Origin of the sequence: Pseudomonas gingeri (assembly GCF_013385635.1) — a bacterium.
GTDB classification, from domain to species: Bacteria; Pseudomonadota; Gammaproteobacteria; order Pseudomonadales; family Pseudomonadaceae; genus Aquipseudomonas; species Aquipseudomonas gingeri_A.
In genome coordinates, this window is the sequence record NZ_JACAPR010000008.1 from 196926 (window position 1) to 210904 (window position 13979).

Below are 13979 nucleotides of genomic sequence, written 5' to 3' on the forward strand. Positions count from 1 at the left end.
CCCGGCTCGTGGCAAACAAAAGGTACAGCTGCATTGGTTTGTATAACCCCAAGTCACCGGAAAACGTCGGTTCGGTGATGCGTGCAGCTGGCTGCTACGGCGTGGCCTCGGTGTTCTATACCGGCAAGCGTTATGAGCGGGCCCGGGACTTCGTCACCGACACCAAGAAGGTCCACCAGGATATTCCGCTGATCGGCATCGACGACCTGAAGAAGATCCTGCCCCTGGGCTGCATCCCGGTCGCCGTCGAGCTGGTGGAAGGCGCCCGCTCGCTGCCGGAGTACACCCACCCGGACCGCGCGCTGTACATCTTCGGCCCGGAAGACGGCTCGCTGGACAAGGAAATCCGCGACTGGTGCGAGGATGTGGTGTACATCCCCACCACCGGCTGCATGAACCTCGCCGCCACCGTCAACGTGGTGCTCTACGACCGCCTGGCCAAGGGCAACAACACCCGTTCGGGCCCCAAGTTCTGAGATTTTCGGAACCCGCACGGCCGCCCGCAGTCTGCAGTCTATCCATCAGCCGTCTAGCGATTGACCGTCCAGGAGACAGACCATGAGCGACAGCAAAATCGTACAGCGCATCGAATCCACCCCGTTCCAGTCCCCGGACCCGCACCAGAACGTCCAGGGCTGGGAGCGTATCGGCTCGCTGGCCGGCGGCGTGGTGATGATGGGCAAGGGCCTGCGCCGTGGCGGCGTGTTCGGCCTGATCCAGGTGGCCATCGGCGGCGTGGCGCTGGCCCGTGGCATCACCGGCCACAGCTCGGCCAAGAGCCTGCTGGAAAAAGGTCGCCAGGACCTGCACGGCGTGCGCACGAAGATCGAGCGGGCGGCGGATGAGTTGAAACAGATGAAGGCCAATGCCGACGCGGCTACCCGCACCGCGACCGTGACCGGCAATGACTCGCTGAAGACGCCGAAGGCCTGAGCCTGAGGCTACTTCAGCAAATCACTGGCCAGGACCTTCGACGACCCGCCCATCACGCTCTCGCTGAGCTGGATGAATTCGTGGGTCGTCACCGTGTCCAGGCGCATCGCCGCCCGGCTCACATCGTCCAGTGAGTGCTGGTTGCCGGTGCGCTGGCGAATTTCCCGATCCAGCTCCTGCAACAACAACACCGCACGGGCCACCGTCGGCCCGCTGACCTGGTCGCCACGCAGACCGGTGACCTTGTGGCTGACGCGGGCCAGCTTCGCCTGCAGGGCCTGATAGCGTTCCTCGCTCATGCCCCCCGCCCGGCGCACCAGCTCGATGGCGTAGTACTCCGCCAGGCCTTCACCGATCCAGTCGCTGCGATGGCTGTCGTTGATCCGCCCGAAGACGTGCACCAGCTCGCGCACCAGCGGACTGGCCCCGGACTCACCGATCAGCGGCCCGGTGGTGTGCAGGTAGATCGAGTCATGGGCCGCCTGGCTGCCGCGCATCATCGACTCGCCCGCCCCGACCACCAGCAGTTTCGGCGGATTGCGCGGGAAGACTTCCTGCACCTTGGGCCAGACAAACGTCAGCAGCGTCAGGACATCCATGCGCCGCATGCCTTCGCCCCGCGGACCGGCGACCGTCACTTCGGTTTCCCCCAGGCGCGTGCGCCGGCTGCCGAGATTGCCGGCCAGCATCCAGCCGGTCGGGCGATCGAACAGGCGCGAGACGTTATCGATGCGAAAGCGGTTCCTGCCGATCCGGGGCCAGGCGGTCTCGACGCTTTTCCAGCCGGTGGGCAGCTCGAACTCCAGGCGCGCCACCAGTTCCGTGCCGTCCTGCTGGTCCAGGTGTGCCGGCGGGACCAGTTCCTCGCCGCGCAACAGGGCCCAGTTGGCGGTCATGCGGGTATCGAAGGTGCCGTTCTTGCGCGGATGGCTGATGCTCACCCGATAGCTGAGACTGGCCTTGCCGGGAGCCGGCCGCCAGATCCCGCGGCTGGCGCTGCCGGCCTGGTCGGGTGCCTGCAACCACTGGCCATCGGCCTTGAAGTCGGTGTAGTAACCCTGGCTGCCCAGGTCGAAGTCGAGGCTGCGCACCGCCGAGCCCTGGGCCAGGGTCAGGCGCACTTCGGCCTGATCGCTCTGGGGCAGCAGGCGCACATGATAATCCAGGTCGACTTTTTTCCCGGCCCAACCGGGACCGGCCAGCATCAGCAGCAGCAACCCCAGCAACAGTCGGCAATGCACCGGCATACACACTCCCTCGGGCCCGCCTGACTCAACCGGCGCGGAAAATCAGGTGATCTTCCCAATCGTCCTCGGGCACGCTGCCTTCGGCCAGCATGCGTCCGGACTGGGAAATCCGCTCATGGTGCACCGCATCGCGATCGCCACAGACCAGATGGTGCCAGAGCGGCAGGTCCTTGCCTTCGCTGACCAGGCGATAGCCGCAGGTCGGTGGCAGCCATTTGAACTGGTCGGCCTTGCCCGGCGTGAGCTGGATGCAGTCGGGCACCGAATCGCGACGATTGCCGTAGTCGGTGCACTGGCAGGTCTTCAGGTCGAGGAGCTTGCAGGCGATCCGCGTGTAATAGACGCTGTTGTCCTCCTCATCCTCGAGCTTTTGCAGGCAGCACAAGCCACAACCGTCGCACAGCGACTCCCATTCCTCCTGATCGAGTTGATCGAGGGTCTTGCGTATCCAGAAGGGTTCGACTCTTGCGGCCATGGCTCAAACATCTGCATCGGGTAGTGAAAAGGCCGCCAGTCTAGTGCCCGCGCCGCAAAGGGCCAAGCATTGGCGACTGTCGGTTGAAGAAGACTTGTCAGCCGGCACGCCGCGCAGTAGCTTTGGTGCTCGTAAAAGCCCTAGCCAACCGCCATTAGCGCTCTACCGCGCCGCACGAAGCAGATTGTAGACGGGCCAGATATCACCACCGGATACCGCTGCAACGGCCCGGGTCGACTCCCACCCTTCATCCCAGACTCTAGTTCAGGAATTTCCCATGAGCGCCAACCCACGTGTCGCCGATTACCCGATCGATGCCCAGTTCACCCAACGCTGGTCGCCCCGCGCCTTCACCGGCGAAGCCATTCCGGAAGAAACCCTGCTGAGCTTTTTCGAAGCCGCCCGCTGGGCGCCGTCGGCCTACAACTCGCAGCCGTGGCGCTTCCTCTACGCGCGCCGTGACACGCCGAACTGGCAACGCTTCCTCGGCCTGCTCAACGAGTTCAACCGTGGCTGGGCGCAACACGCTTCGGCGCTGGTCATCGTGATCTCGAAAACCACCTTCAAGGTGCCCGGCGCCGCCGAGGAAACCCCGGCCCTGTGGCACACCTTCGACACCGGTTCGGCCTGGGGCTACCTGGCCCTGCAGGCCAGCAAGAGTGGTTGGCACACCCACGGCATGGCCGGCTTCGACCAGGAACTGACCCGCCAGGAGCTGAAGATTCCAGAAGGTTATGCCCTGCACGCGGCGGTGGCGGTGGGCAAGCTGGGCGACAAGGCGACCCTGGCCGACTACCTGCAGGCCCGCGAAGTACCGAGCCCACGCGAGCCGTTGAGCGCGCTGGCGGCCGAAGGTGATTTCAGCCTGTAATCGCCCAGCGGACTGTCGATCGTTCCCACGGTCCCCGTGGGAATGCGGCCCGTGATGCCCTAGTGGGAGCGGGCTTGCCCGCGAAGCTTTTGAAGCGGACGCAGAGCGTCCAGTGAGGCATTCCCACGCTGGAACGTGGGAACGATCTGGCGTCAATCAGTACCCGCGATCGAAGTCCACTTCCCCGCGCAACGCGGTCTCGGCCTGATAGGCCCGCAGGTTATCGACGAACAACTGCACCATCATGGTCGGTGAAGTCGGTGCCGAGCTGTGGCCGGTCAGCAACAATCCCCACGCCGTCCAGAACGGGTGGCGCTGCGGCAACGGCTCCTGGCGGCAGACATCGATCACCGCCCCCGCCAGATGTCCTTCCTTCAAGGCCTCCACCAGATCAGCATCGACCACCGCCACGCCGCGCCCGGCATTGATGAACAGGCCGGTCGGCTTGAAGCGCTTGAACAGCGCCGCGTCGTACAGGTCATGGGTATTGGGTGTGTTGGGCAACAGGTTGATCACATAATCCACCTCGCCGACCCGCTCACCCAGCGCCTCGAGGGCATCCACGCGGATAAACGGCGGCTGCTCCCGGGCCTCGCTGGCGATCCCGTACAGCTCGACCCCGAACGGTTGCAGAAACTGCGCCACGCTATGGCCGATGTCCCCGGCGCCGACGATCAGCACCTTGCGCCCCGCCAGGCTCTGTCCCAGGCGATTGTCCCATTTGCGCTCGACCTGGCTGACCAGTCGCGCCAGCACTTCGCGCTCGTGGCCGAGCATATAGGTCAGGACGTACTCGGCCATCACCTGGCCAAAGATCCCCACGGCGCGGGTCAGGCGGTAGTGGCGCGGCAGTCCTTCGGCCAGCAGCGGCGTGACACCCGCCCAGGTCGATTGCAGCCACTGCGGCTGGTGGCCCTGGCGCAACAGGGTCGCCAGCAGATCCGGCTGCCCCAGCCAGATCGGGCAGTCGGTCGCCAGGCTCGACAGCGTGGCCGAATCACCGCTGGTCATTACTTCAAGTTCGGGTGCCGCCTGGCGCAGCAGGCGGGCATACAGGGCGTGGTCGTGTTCGGCAATCAGAACGCGCATGGTTCAAACCTTTCAAAAACGGTGCAGGCAGCCGCCGACGAAGCGCTCTCCATCGTGCTCGGCCACCGCCAGAAAATACATTCCATTTGAGTCGAATGCCCTGGACAGGGCATTCAGGGATATCCGTCAGACCGGATCATTGCGCCGCAACAGCTCTTCGGGCAAGTGTTCGATGTACTCGTCTTCCGCCGGCGGCATCTGCAGGTGATAGCCCTGGGTCTCGAGGTTTTCGAGCACCTTGTGGATATCTTCGCGCGACAGCTTGCGCTCGGGCGTCAGCACCAGGTCGAAGGCATGCTGCGGTTTGCCGAACGCCAGCAACAGATTCTCCGGCACGCGCTCCAAAGCATCGCTCTTGAGCACATAGAGGTACATCTCGTTCTTGCGCGGGCTTCGGTAGATGGAGCAAATACGTTTCAAGGCTGTTCTCCGGCAGTCGCCAGGCTATCGAGCAAGGCCTGGCCCATCAATTCGCGGCGCCAGCCACGCAGCGAATCGGGCAATTGATAAGGTCCGTCAGGAAAGCCGCTCTTGATCAGCGCTTCCAGGGTTTTCTTGCGCAGCATCAGTTCCGGCGCGATACCCAGGCGCTCGGCCTCTGCCTGGCCGACCGCCCGCAGGCGCTTGACCAGCGCCCCGGCTTCGATCGGCAGCGGCTCGGGCACCGCCGGTGGCCACTGGTCCATCGGCACGCTGCCGGCCTGCTTGATCAGTCCGAGGAGGAATTCTCCGTCCTGGCGCACGGTACGCGGGTGCATGTCGTCGATACGGGCGAGGGTCACCAGATTGTCCGGCTGACTCTTGGCCAGGGGCCACAGGGAATGTTCGCGGACAATCCGATTGCGCGGCAGGTCACGGGCCCGGGCCTCGCGCTCGCGCCAGGCACAGAGTTCACGCAGCACCGCCAGTTGCGCCCTGGACAGCTTCCAGGCCAGCTTAGCCTCGCGATAGACCTCGTAGGGATCGACCTCGCGGCGCAGGTTGGCAACCAGTTCGGCACCGTCCTCCAGGACCCAGGCGAACTTGTCGTCCGACAGTTGCGGACGCAGGCGGGTATAGACCTCGGCCAGGTGCAGCGCATCCTCGGCGGCATAGCTGACCTGGGTGTCCGACAGCGGGCGCTGAAGCCAGTCCGAACGGGTCTCGCCCTTGGGCAATTCGATGCCGAGCACTTCCTGGACCAGGCGCGAATAGCCCATGGAAAAACCCAGGTTCAGGTACGCGGCGGCCAGTTGGGTGTCGAACAGCGGCACCGGCAGGCTGCCGGTCAGGCGCAAGAGGACTTCGAGGTCTTCACTGCAGGCATGCACCACCTTGATCACCGCCGGGTTTTCCAGCAAGGCGGCCAGGGGTTGCCAGTTGTCGATAGTCAAAGGGTCGATCAGGTAAGCGCGGACGCCATCACCGATCTGGATCAGCCCGGCGATGGGATAAAAGGTGTCGACCCGCATGAATTCGGTGTCGAGGGCAACGAAGGGTAATTGTTGCCATTCAGTGCAATGCTGACCGAGGCTATCGTTGTCGCGAATCCAGTGAATATCGATGGCCACACGGCTCTCCCTTGAAGAATGGCGCGCAGTATATATCGCCACAGGCGATTTCCGAGCATTCACTCTGCAACAGCATGAGTGAAAAGACCCGCTGCGAAAAAAGAATAGTCCTACTCATGAAGTTCAGCCCGACCGAGGATGACTCAACTGTCCTTGCGCAGGACATAGACCCGACGCATGGCGTAGCCCGGCAGGAAATCCCGATGGCCGACAATCTCGAAGCCGGCTTCCTGGAACTCCGCCTCGATCAGCGCCTTGCCCAGCACCACGCGCTGGCTGTTCAGACCTGAGTGGGCGGCCAGGCGCCGGCGACGCCAGGCCATGACATTGCCGTCCACCCACAGCGAGACAATCACTGTATCGCGGCTGACCCGATGAAACTCCCGGAGCATCGCCAGGCGCTGCGCCTTGTCGGCGACATAGGCGAACAACTGCACGCAGAAAATGCAATCCACCGCGTTTTCCGGCAAGCCGATGGCGAACACCGAACTCTGGAAGGTTCGGACCCGCTTGAGCAATTCGAGAGAATGATGCGCCGCGCAATGGTCGAGCATGTCCTGGGACGAATCGGCGGCCAGCACCACGCGATTGCCCCGCTCCGCCAGGACCGACCAGAACCGCCCGGAGCCACAGGGCAGATCCAGGACCAGGCCCGGTTCGCCGGCGATCTTCAGCGCATGGCGCATCAGTTGCCTTTCGCGCCAGTACCCCAGGCGGTACAGCAACCCCTCGGGACCGATCTCGCGATACACCCGGGCATGCTCGCGCGCATGGTGGCGGGCGAACTCAAGCTCGACGAGTGAAGGCGGTTGCGCTGACATGTCTGGCGAACTCTGGTGCATTGGCCGGTGCCGGTTCTACCTGGAACACCAGGCCGATTGAAAGAGCTGCCGGGAAGCGCTATGCATCTCCCGGCAATGCTCGAACCTTAGTCAGGCGTGCATCAATATTTCGTGAAAAAAATGCCGCTGCCGCTCAAGAATGCGCTCCCGGATCGAAATTGCTTTTTTTGCCGCGACTCACGCCTGATGCAAATACCAGCGCCAGTCCTGCTCACCGACCTCGCCCATGAACTGCCGGTACTCGGCGCGTTTGACCGCCAAGTAGACACCGAGGAACTCGCCGCCGAAAGTCTCGCGGGCCCAGGCGGAACCTTCCAGCGCCCGCAAGGTGGTCAGCCAGTCGGTGGGCAAGCGTTCACCGGCCTGAGCATAACCATTGCCTTCGATGGGCGCGCCGGGGTCCAGTTGCTGGCGGATACCGTGATGAATCCCCGCCAGGATCGCGGCGGCGGCCAGATAGGGATTGGCATCGGCGCCGCAGATCCGGTGTTCGATGTGTCGCGAGAAAGCCGGTCCACCCGGCACACGCAGGCTCACCGTGCGGTTGTCGACGCCCCAGGTCGCCGCCAGCGGGGCATAACTGTTGCTCTGGAAACGCCGGTAGGAGTTGGCATTGGGGCAGAACATCAGCAACGAATCGAGCAGGGTCGCCAGCATGCCGCCCACCGCCTGCTTCAACAGCGGCGTACCCTCCGGCGCTTCGCTGGCGAACAGGTTGTGGCCGTCCTTGTCGGCCAGGCTGACATGCATATGCATCCCGGTACCGGCCAGGTCATCGAAGGGCTTGGCCATGAAGCAGGCGATCATTCCATGCTTGTGAGCCACCCCCTTGACCAGCCGCTTGTAGCGCACCGCTTCGTCCATGGCCTGCAAGGCATCGCCACGGTGCTCCAGGGTGATTTCCACCTGGCCGGGGGCGTATTCGGATATCGCCGTGCGTGCGGGGATCCCCTGGAGTTTGCAGGCGTTGTAGAGGTCGGCGAGAAACGGTTCGATCTGCTCCAGTTCGCGCAGGCCGTAGACCTGGGTAGCCCGCGGGCGTCCGCCATCGGCATCGCGGGCGGGCTGCGGGCGACCGTTGCTGTCGCGCTGCTGGTCCAGCAGGTAGAACTCCAGTTCCGCCGCCATCACCAGGTAATAACCGTCGGCCTGGAGTTGCCCGATCACCCGCGTCAGCAATTGCCGTGGATCGGCCACGGTGGCCGGCAAGCCCTCGGTGGGGTGCATGCTGACCTGCACCGCCGCCGTCGGGATAAGGCGCCAGGGCATGCGTTGCAGGCTGCCGCTGATCGGGTAGGCCCGGCAATCGATATCGCCGACTTCCCAGACCAGCCCGGAGTTTTCCACATCGTCGCCATTGAGGGTCAGGCCAAGAATGGTGCTCGGCAACGGACGACCGCTGGCGTACACCGCCAGCAATTCGTCGCGGTGCAACAACTTGCCCCGGGGCACGCCGTTGTTATCGACAATGAACAACTCGAACATCTCGATATCCGGGTTCCGTTCAAGGAACGACCGGGCTTCTTCCAGGGCAGCAAAGGACTGGCAGGCAACACTCATGGGCTTCTCGTATTCCGCGTCAGGCGCACGCGCGCCGGTTCGAACCAGGCGACCGGCACGGCCGCCTGCGATCAGTGAAATGACTTAACGGGAATGACGCCGATCCGGCGGGCGCGCATGGCGGCAATGCCAGAGAGCCCAGAAGGCCAGTTCGGAAGGCAGGGCAACCAGACTCGGTACGGTTATCGACGGGCGAGAAGAACCGACGCCCGGCGCCTGGGCGCCCGTCGAAACTTCATGCTTGTTCCCGTTGATCCAACCGTCCATAGGACTGCCGCAGTAGACACGAGCCTGCAGACTCACACGACACGATAAGTCGTTAAATCCAGTATTTACAACGCTTGGTTGCACAACGACTAAACATTCCCCCAATTCAGCACGGTTTGCACAAAGGCTCGGGAGGCGGCACTGCGATAGGCCCCCTGGCGCCTCAGCAAGACCACACTGCGGGTGGGCAACGAGGGTTGCAGCGGCAATGCAACGAGGCCCGGCTGCTCGCGGGCAATCGCACTCGGCAGGATCGTCGCCAGTTGCCCGCGCCGGACAATCTCGACAATCGCGCTGATGGAGTTGGCTTCGATCGCCACCTGGGCACCGATGCCTTGCTGGCGGCAGTACAGGTCGATGTGCTGGCGGGTCGCGAAATCCCTGCTGAGCAGGACCAGGGGCTGGCGCTCAAGGTCCTGGAGACTGAAGGACGCTGTGCGATCGGCCTGCGGGTGAGGCTCACCGACCACCAGGCTCAGGGTTTCGGTAAAGAGCACCTGGCTGTCGATATCCGCCAGGTGTGTTCCGGCGAAGGCAATGCCGATATCCAGCAGGTCCTCGGCCAGGGCGGCTTCGAGACGATCCTGGGTCAGTTCCTGGACGCTGAGGGTGATGCCCGGATAACAACGGTTGAACTGTTCGAGCAGCGGCCCGACGAGATAAGCGGTGAACGTTGGCGTCATCGCCAGGCGCAGCGTCCCCCGGCTGAGGTCCTGGACATCATGCATCGCCCGCTTGCCCGCCTCCAGGTCCTGCAAGGCCAGTCGCGCAAATCGCACGTAGGCCGCTCCCGCATCCGTCAGGCGTACGGCGCGCCCGGAGCGGTCGAACAACGGCGCACCCAGGGACTCTTCCAACTGCTTGATCTGCTGCGAGAGCGTCGGCTGGGAAACATGCAGCGCCTCGGCGGCCCGGGTGAAATTGCCATGTTCGGCGACCGCCAGTAGATAACGCACATGACGTAGGAGCATCGGACATCCAACTATAGGTCTGGCTTATGGAAACCATAATAAGCCGGTCTTGGACGCTATGGCTGAAAACTTCCATCCTTGCCCCATCAGCCACGCAAGGAGAAAGCCCATGCAAGCCATTATCGACGGCGTCCTGAAGTTCCAGCGCGAAGCCTTTCCGGGGCGCAGCGCACTGTTCAAGCAACTGGCCAACACCCAGAGCCCCGACGTGCTGTTCGTCACCTGCTCGGACAGCCGGGTCGTCCCGGAACTGCTGACCCAGCAAGAGCCCGGCGACCTGTTCGTGATTCGCAATGCCGGCAATATCGTGCCGTCCTATGGGCCGGAGCCCGGCGGCGTATCGGCTACCGTCGAGTACGCGGTCGCCGTGCTGGGCGTGCGCGATATCGTCATCTGCGGCCATTCCGACTGCGGTGCGATGACCGCCATTTCCACCTGCAAATGCCTCGATCACCTGCCGGCCGTCGCCAACTGGCTGCGCCATGCCGAGTCGGCCAAGGTCATCAATGCCGCCCGGGGCCACGCCTCGCCGCAAGCACGCCTGGACTCGCTGGTCAGGGAAAACGTGGTCGCCCAACTGGCCAATCTCAAGACCCACCCATCAGTCGCCCTGGCGCTGGAACAAGGCCGGCTGAACCTGCATGGCTGGGTGTATGACATCGAGAGCGGCTCGATTGCCACACTGGACGGCGCTACCGGCCGTTTTGTCTCCCTCGCCGAACATCCACAGGCCTGTGCGCTGTCGACTCAACCACAACACGTTGCCTGACTTGCACACCCACCCCGTAAAAGAGGAAATCACCATGCTGCAGTCCCAATTCGCACAAGCTCCGCGCCTGGCCCTGGCCGACACCATCATCGACGCCAAGCAGCGCCTGAACCTGTCCTGGCAGGATCTGACCGACGGCACCGGCCTGAGCCTGGCCTTTGTCACCGCCGCCCTGCTCGGCCAGCATCCACTGCCGGCCGAGGCCGCCGAGGTGGTCTGCGCCAAACTCGGGCTCGACCAGGATGCCAGCCGCCTGCTGCAAAGCGTGCCATTGCGCGGCAGCATCCCGGCCGGCATTCCCACCGACCCGACGATCTATCGCTTCTACGAAATGATCCAGGTCTACGGCACCACTCTCAAAGCCCTGGTGCACGAGCAGTTCGGCGACGGCATCATCAGTGCCATCAACTTCAAGCTGGACATCAAGAAGGTCGAGGACCCGGAAGGCGGCTCCCGCGCGGTGATCACCCTCGACGGCAAGTACCTGCCGACCAAACCGTTCTGAGAAAACGCCAACGCCCTCCCGGATGACCCGGGAGGGCGTTGTCATGTCCGCCTCAAAGCACCGTCTGGAGGTAGGGCTCGCGCGCCATGTCGACCACGTCCACCGACAGGTGCACTTCCACCGTCGAAGGCCAGCCGTCGAGGTCCTTCAATCCGTTCAGGATGCTCTCCGACAGCTGCTTTTTCACCTCGACCGAACGCCCGCCGAACAGCTCCAGCTTCACATGCACGAAGCCACGTTCATTCAGGCCGGTGCCCACGCGAAAAACGGTCAGTTGCGTTGCCCGGCTCTTGATATCGGACTCGGCGGCGAACTGCCCGGAGGCCACCAGGGCATGGTTGATGCGCAACAACGCCTTGTCGGCATCGAAGTCGCTCAGGTTCGGTGTGTATTCCAGGAAAACGTGAGGCATGGACGGGCTCCGAAACGTCGAGGGAGAAGAGGCGGATAGGTATAACACGCAGCTTTCGGGAAAGATCATGAAACGATGATGCAATGGCGCGAATATGCTTCTTCGACCAAATAAAAGGAGGTCAACCTGAAAAAATGGCGCCTCACCCTTGAAAAAAGTATCCGAACTACTACAATAAAAACCAACGCATAACGTCGTCACCACCCATGAATTCGAGCAGTGGCTCAAACGATTGAGGGATCCGATCGCCAAGTCGCGGATTGTCTCGCGATTGATCGCCGCGCAGTTTGGAGCGTTGAGCGATACCCGGGTCATTCACGACGGTATCAGTGAAATGCGTATTCACACCGGGCCCGGCTATCGAATCTATTTTGCTCGCCAAGGCAGGCGCTTGATCCTGCTGTTGTGTGCTGGAGACAAGTCCTCACAAAAACGGGACATCAAACAGGCCAGGTTGATCCTGGACGATATCGAACGAGGTAATGCCAGATGAGAACCCTCAAGCCCTTCGACGCTGCCGACTACCTGGACGACGAAGCAACGATTGCCGAACTGCTGACTGTCGCCCTGAAAGACGAAAACCCCGATGTCTTTCTCACCGCCCTGGCTGCCGTCGCCAAGGCACGCGGCATGACCCAGGTCGCCCGGGATTCCGGCATGGGCCGCGAAAGCCTCTACAAGGCCCTGGCTCCCGGCGCCAAGCCTCGCTATGACACGGTTTTGAAACTGGTCGATGCACTGGGCGTCAAACTGGTGGTGCAGCCTTCATAAAGCAATTATCCAGGGCGCCACTAAGACAGCAGGGGCAACCGGTCACTCATGAACTTCTCCAACCGCGAACGCAACCAGCGCTCGGCCGGATCGGTGTCGACGATGCCGAGCCAGACCATCGACAGGTCCAGGGTCGGTGCCTTGAACGGCAACGGTTCGGCGAACAACGCTCCCGACGCCGCCATGGCCAGGGCGGTATAGTCCGGCAGGCCGGCAATCAGGTCGGTTCCCGCCAGCAGGGCCGGCAAGGCGCTGTATTGCGGCACCGACAACACCACATGACGCTTGCGTCCGATTTCCGCCAGCCACTCATCAGCCAGGCTGCTGACATTCGCGGTATGGGAAACCAATACGTGCGGGCGAGCACAGTATTCATCCAGGGTCATCGGACTCGACGAGGCGTCGGCCCGCAGGATCATCGGCTGGATATGCCGCAGCAGCTTGCGCTTGGCATTGGCCGGCAGGCCGCGGGTCTGGCTGATGCCGACGGTGATATCACCGGAAGCGAGCAGGTCCGGGATACGCCAGTAGTCGACGTGCTGGACCACGATCATCACGTTCGGCGCTTCCTGGCGCAGGGCTCGCAGCAGGTTCGGCAGCAGGCCGAACTCGACATCGTCCGACAACCCGATGCGAAAGGTCATGGTGCTGCTGGTCGGATCGAAATCGTGGGTCAGGCTCAGGGCATTGGACAACGAGTCCAGCGCCGGGGACAGGTGCTGGATGATTTCCTCGGCCCGCGCCGTCGGTTCCATGCGGTGCCCGACACGGATAAACAGCGGGTCGTTGAACATTGCCCGCAGGCGGTTGAGCGCCGAACTGATAGTCGGCTGGCCGAGAAACAGCTTCTCCGCCACCCGCGTCACATTGCGTTCGAGCATCAGTGTTTCGAAGACCACCATCAGGTTGATGTCGGCCTTGCGCAATTCATTGCGATTCATCCGGTGCTCCCGCTCCCCAAAACCCTGTCAGTGTAGAAAGGCGCTGCCCTCGACGTCTACGCGGATGCCGGGTTGTCGATGAAATACTGGCAGATCAGCCGGCCGTCCCGCAGGCACTGCTCGACGGCCGGGCGTCCGGTGGCTTCGGAGAAAAACGAGGCCAGGGCCCGGCACACACAGGGTTGGTCGCGCACCGCACTGCCCAGGGGACAGCTGTAGTTGCGCACCATCACTCCGTCCTCGCGGACCTGCGCCTCGGTGCTGGCGCCCAGCGAGTCCGCCGCGGCCATGGCCGAACGCAGCCCGCTATCGAAATCCACCGGCTCGCTCAAGCCGGACTCCTGGGCCAGGCGCCGCCCCGTACGCTCCAGCAGGTCGCCCAGGACCGGCTCGCCGAGTTGCTCCTGCATGACCCCCAGCAGCCCGAGCAGGAAGCTGCGATAGGCGCTGGAGGATTTGTCTTCACTGCCGGCGCAGGCCTCATAGAGCGTGGCCGGTTTGCCCAGGGCCCCGCGCTGGCGAACCTTGCTGCGCTGCACCAGGCCTTCGGCTTCCAGCTGCTTGATCTGCACATTGATGGCGTTGCGCGTGACGTCGAGGCGCTCGCACAACTGCACCACCGTCAGCGGTTCGCGCTGCAGGAGGCTGAGGATGTCGTTCTTGGTGGTCACTGAACACTCAGGGTCGAAGGACAAAAACCGATTATACCCTTTCGTTTGTGGACGAGGACTTAAAAAACAATAACGACAACCCGCATTGTCATTATTGTTTTTATG

At 63.1% G+C, this 13979-nt stretch carries 18 protein-coding genes; 7 read left to right on the top strand and 11 right to left on the bottom strand.

All coding sequences use genetic code 11. The features are described from left to right. The first annotated feature begins 8 nt into the window (after positions 1 to 8). The gene (locus HX851_RS37225; protein WP_095107241.1) at positions 9 to 476 is read left to right on the top strand and encodes an RNA methyltransferase; all 468 of its coding nucleotides are present in this window, start codon (positions 9 to 11) and stop codon (positions 474 to 476) included. 82 nt (positions 477 to 558) lie between these two features. Then, positions 559 to 933, top strand: a complete 375-nt coding sequence (locus HX851_RS37230) for a YgaP family membrane protein (RefSeq protein WP_177060161.1) — start codon at positions 559 to 561, stop codon at positions 931 to 933. A gap of 8 nt (positions 934 to 941) precedes the next feature. On the opposite strand, the gene HX851_RS37235 is transcribed toward HX851_RS37230, so the two are convergent. Both HX851_RS37235 and HX851_RS37240 read right to left on the bottom strand, forming a co-directional pair. After that, the gene (locus tag HX851_RS37235; protein WP_177060159.1) at positions 942 to 2180 is read right to left on the bottom strand and encodes a hypothetical protein; all 1239 of its coding nucleotides are present in this window, start codon (positions 2178 to 2180) and stop codon (positions 942 to 944) included. Between the two features lie 25 nt (positions 2181 to 2205). Then, positions 2206 to 2655, bottom strand: coding sequence for a YcgN family cysteine cluster protein (locus HX851_RS37240; protein WP_017124564.1), 450 nt, complete (start codon positions 2653 to 2655; stop codon positions 2206 to 2208). A 277-nt stretch (positions 2656 to 2932) separates the two neighbouring features. On the opposite strand from HX851_RS37240, the gene HX851_RS37245 reads away from it, so the two are divergent. Further along, positions 2933 to 3526, top strand: a complete 594-nt coding sequence (locus tag HX851_RS37245; RefSeq protein WP_177060157.1) for a nitroreductase family protein — start codon at positions 2933 to 2935, stop codon at positions 3524 to 3526. A 156-nt stretch (positions 3527 to 3682) separates the two neighbouring features. Here HX851_RS37245 and HX851_RS37250 read toward each other — a convergent pair whose 3' ends face one another. The 6 genes from HX851_RS37250 to cynR form a co-directional block, all read right to left on the bottom strand. After that, positions 3683 to 4615: a D-2-hydroxyacid dehydrogenase gene (locus HX851_RS37250; RefSeq protein ID WP_177058831.1), complete on the bottom strand. Its 933-nt coding sequence runs from the start codon at positions 4613 to 4615 to the stop codon at positions 3683 to 3685. 126 nt (positions 4616 to 4741) lie between these two features. After that, the gene (locus tag HX851_RS37255; protein ID WP_042934650.1) at positions 4742 to 5035 is read right to left on the bottom strand and encodes a YcgL domain-containing protein; all 294 of its coding nucleotides are present in this window, start codon (positions 5033 to 5035) and stop codon (positions 4742 to 4744) included. Continuing rightward, a complete protein-coding gene (gene rnd / locus HX851_RS37260; protein WP_177064731.1) occupies positions 5032 to 6165 on the bottom strand; it encodes a ribonuclease D in 1134 nt (377 codons plus the stop codon). The genes HX851_RS37255 and rnd overlap by 4 nt, the downstream gene beginning before the upstream one ends. 143 nt (positions 6166 to 6308) lie before the next feature. After that, positions 6309 to 6986: a class I SAM-dependent methyltransferase gene (locus HX851_RS37265; RefSeq protein ID WP_177058827.1), complete on the bottom strand. Its 678-nt coding sequence runs from the start codon at positions 6984 to 6986 to the stop codon at positions 6309 to 6311. Positions 6987 to 7184: 198 nt separating this feature from the next. After that, on the bottom strand, positions 7185 to 8567 hold the full coding sequence (locus HX851_RS37270) for a glutamine synthetase family protein (RefSeq protein WP_177064729.1): 1383 nt from the start codon (positions 8565 to 8567) through the stop codon (positions 7185 to 7187). A gap of 356 nt (positions 8568 to 8923) precedes the next feature. Beyond that, positions 8924 to 9805: a transcriptional regulator CynR gene (gene cynR, locus HX851_RS37275; protein ID WP_177058823.1), complete on the bottom strand. Its 882-nt coding sequence runs from the start codon at positions 9803 to 9805 to the stop codon at positions 8924 to 8926. A gap of 109 nt (positions 9806 to 9914) precedes the next feature. Between cynR and HX851_RS37280 the strand changes: the two genes are divergently transcribed. After that, complete coding sequence (locus tag HX851_RS37280; RefSeq protein WP_177058822.1) at positions 9915 to 10574, top strand: carbonic anhydrase; 660 nt, start codon at positions 9915 to 9917, stop codon at positions 10572 to 10574. A 34-nt stretch (positions 10575 to 10608) separates the two neighbouring features. Then, entirely contained in the window at positions 10609 to 11079 is a 471-nt protein-coding gene (gene cynS / locus HX851_RS37285; RefSeq protein ID WP_177058820.1) for a cyanase, read from the top strand. 52 nt (positions 11080 to 11131) lie between these two features. Here the strand turns inward: cynS and HX851_RS37290 are convergent, their stop codons facing one another. Further along, entirely contained in the window at positions 11132 to 11491 is a 360-nt protein-coding gene (locus HX851_RS37290) for a 5-carboxymethyl-2-hydroxymuconate Delta-isomerase (RefSeq protein WP_177058818.1), read from the bottom strand. A gap of 232 nt (positions 11492 to 11723) precedes the next feature. Between HX851_RS37290 and HX851_RS37295 the strand changes: the two genes are divergently transcribed. Both HX851_RS37295 and HX851_RS37300 read left to right on the top strand, forming a co-directional pair. Next, positions 11724 to 11984, top strand: coding sequence for a type II toxin-antitoxin system RelE/ParE family toxin (locus HX851_RS37295; protein ID WP_177064727.1), 261 nt, complete (start codon positions 11724 to 11726; stop codon positions 11982 to 11984). Beyond that, entirely contained in the window at positions 11981 to 12262 is a 282-nt protein-coding gene (locus HX851_RS37300) for an addiction module antidote protein (protein ID WP_177058814.1), read from the top strand. Before HX851_RS37295 ends, HX851_RS37300 begins: the two co-directional genes overlap by 4 nt. Before the next feature lie 20 nt (positions 12263 to 12282). On the opposite strand, the gene HX851_RS37305 is transcribed toward HX851_RS37300, so the two are convergent. Continuing rightward, entirely contained in the window at positions 12283 to 13203 is a 921-nt protein-coding gene (locus tag HX851_RS37305; protein ID WP_177058813.1) for a LysR family transcriptional regulator, read from the bottom strand. 56 nt (positions 13204 to 13259) lie between these two features. Beyond that, positions 13260 to 13874 carry a helix-turn-helix transcriptional regulator gene (locus HX851_RS37310; RefSeq protein ID WP_177064725.1) on the bottom strand — a complete coding sequence of 205 codons (615 nt, stop codon included), beginning with the start codon at positions 13872 to 13874 and terminating at the stop codon, positions 13260 to 13262. Positions 13875 to 13979: the final 105 nt, after the last annotated feature.

Bases quoted from the DNA above. Each gene is read 5' to 3' on its own strand.
- HX851_RS37230 (WP_177060161.1), top strand. From the start codon at position 559: ATGAGCGACAGCAAAATCGTACAGCGCATCGAATCCACCCCGTTCCAG.
- HX851_RS37235 (WP_177060159.1), bottom strand. From the start codon at position 2,180: ATGCCGGTGCATTGCCGACTGTTGCTGGGGTTGCTGCTGCTGATGCTG.
- HX851_RS37240 (WP_017124564.1), bottom strand. From the start codon at position 2,655: ATGGCCGCAAGAGTCGAACCCTTCTGGATACGCAAGACCCTCGATCAA.
- HX851_RS37245 (WP_177060157.1), top strand. From the start codon at position 2,933: ATGAGCGCCAACCCACGTGTCGCCGATTACCCGATCGATGCCCAGTTC.
- HX851_RS37250 (WP_177058831.1), bottom strand. From the start codon at position 4,615: ATGCGCGTTCTGATTGCCGAACACGACCACGCCCTGTATGCCCGCCTG.
- HX851_RS37265 (WP_177058827.1), bottom strand. From the start codon at position 6,986: ATGTCAGCGCAACCGCCTTCACTCGTCGAGCTTGAGTTCGCCCGCCAC.
- HX851_RS37270 (WP_177064729.1), bottom strand. From the start codon at position 8,567: ATGAGTGTTGCCTGCCAGTCCTTTGCTGCCCTGGAAGAAGCCCGGTCG.
- cynR (WP_177058823.1), bottom strand. From the start codon at position 9,805: ATGCTCCTACGTCATGTGCGTTATCTACTGGCGGTCGCCGAACATGGC.
- HX851_RS37280 (WP_177058822.1), top strand. From the start codon at position 9,915: ATGCAAGCCATTATCGACGGCGTCCTGAAGTTCCAGCGCGAAGCCTTT.
- cynS (WP_177058820.1), top strand. From the start codon at position 10,609: ATGCTGCAGTCCCAATTCGCACAAGCTCCGCGCCTGGCCCTGGCCGAC.
- HX851_RS37290 (WP_177058818.1), bottom strand. From the start codon at position 11,491: ATGCCTCACGTTTTCCTGGAATACACACCGAACCTGAGCGACTTCGAT.
- HX851_RS37300 (WP_177058814.1), top strand. From the start codon at position 11,981: ATGAGAACCCTCAAGCCCTTCGACGCTGCCGACTACCTGGACGACGAA.
- HX851_RS37305 (WP_177058813.1), bottom strand. From the start codon at position 13,203: ATGAATCGCAATGAATTGCGCAAGGCCGACATCAACCTGATGGTGGTC.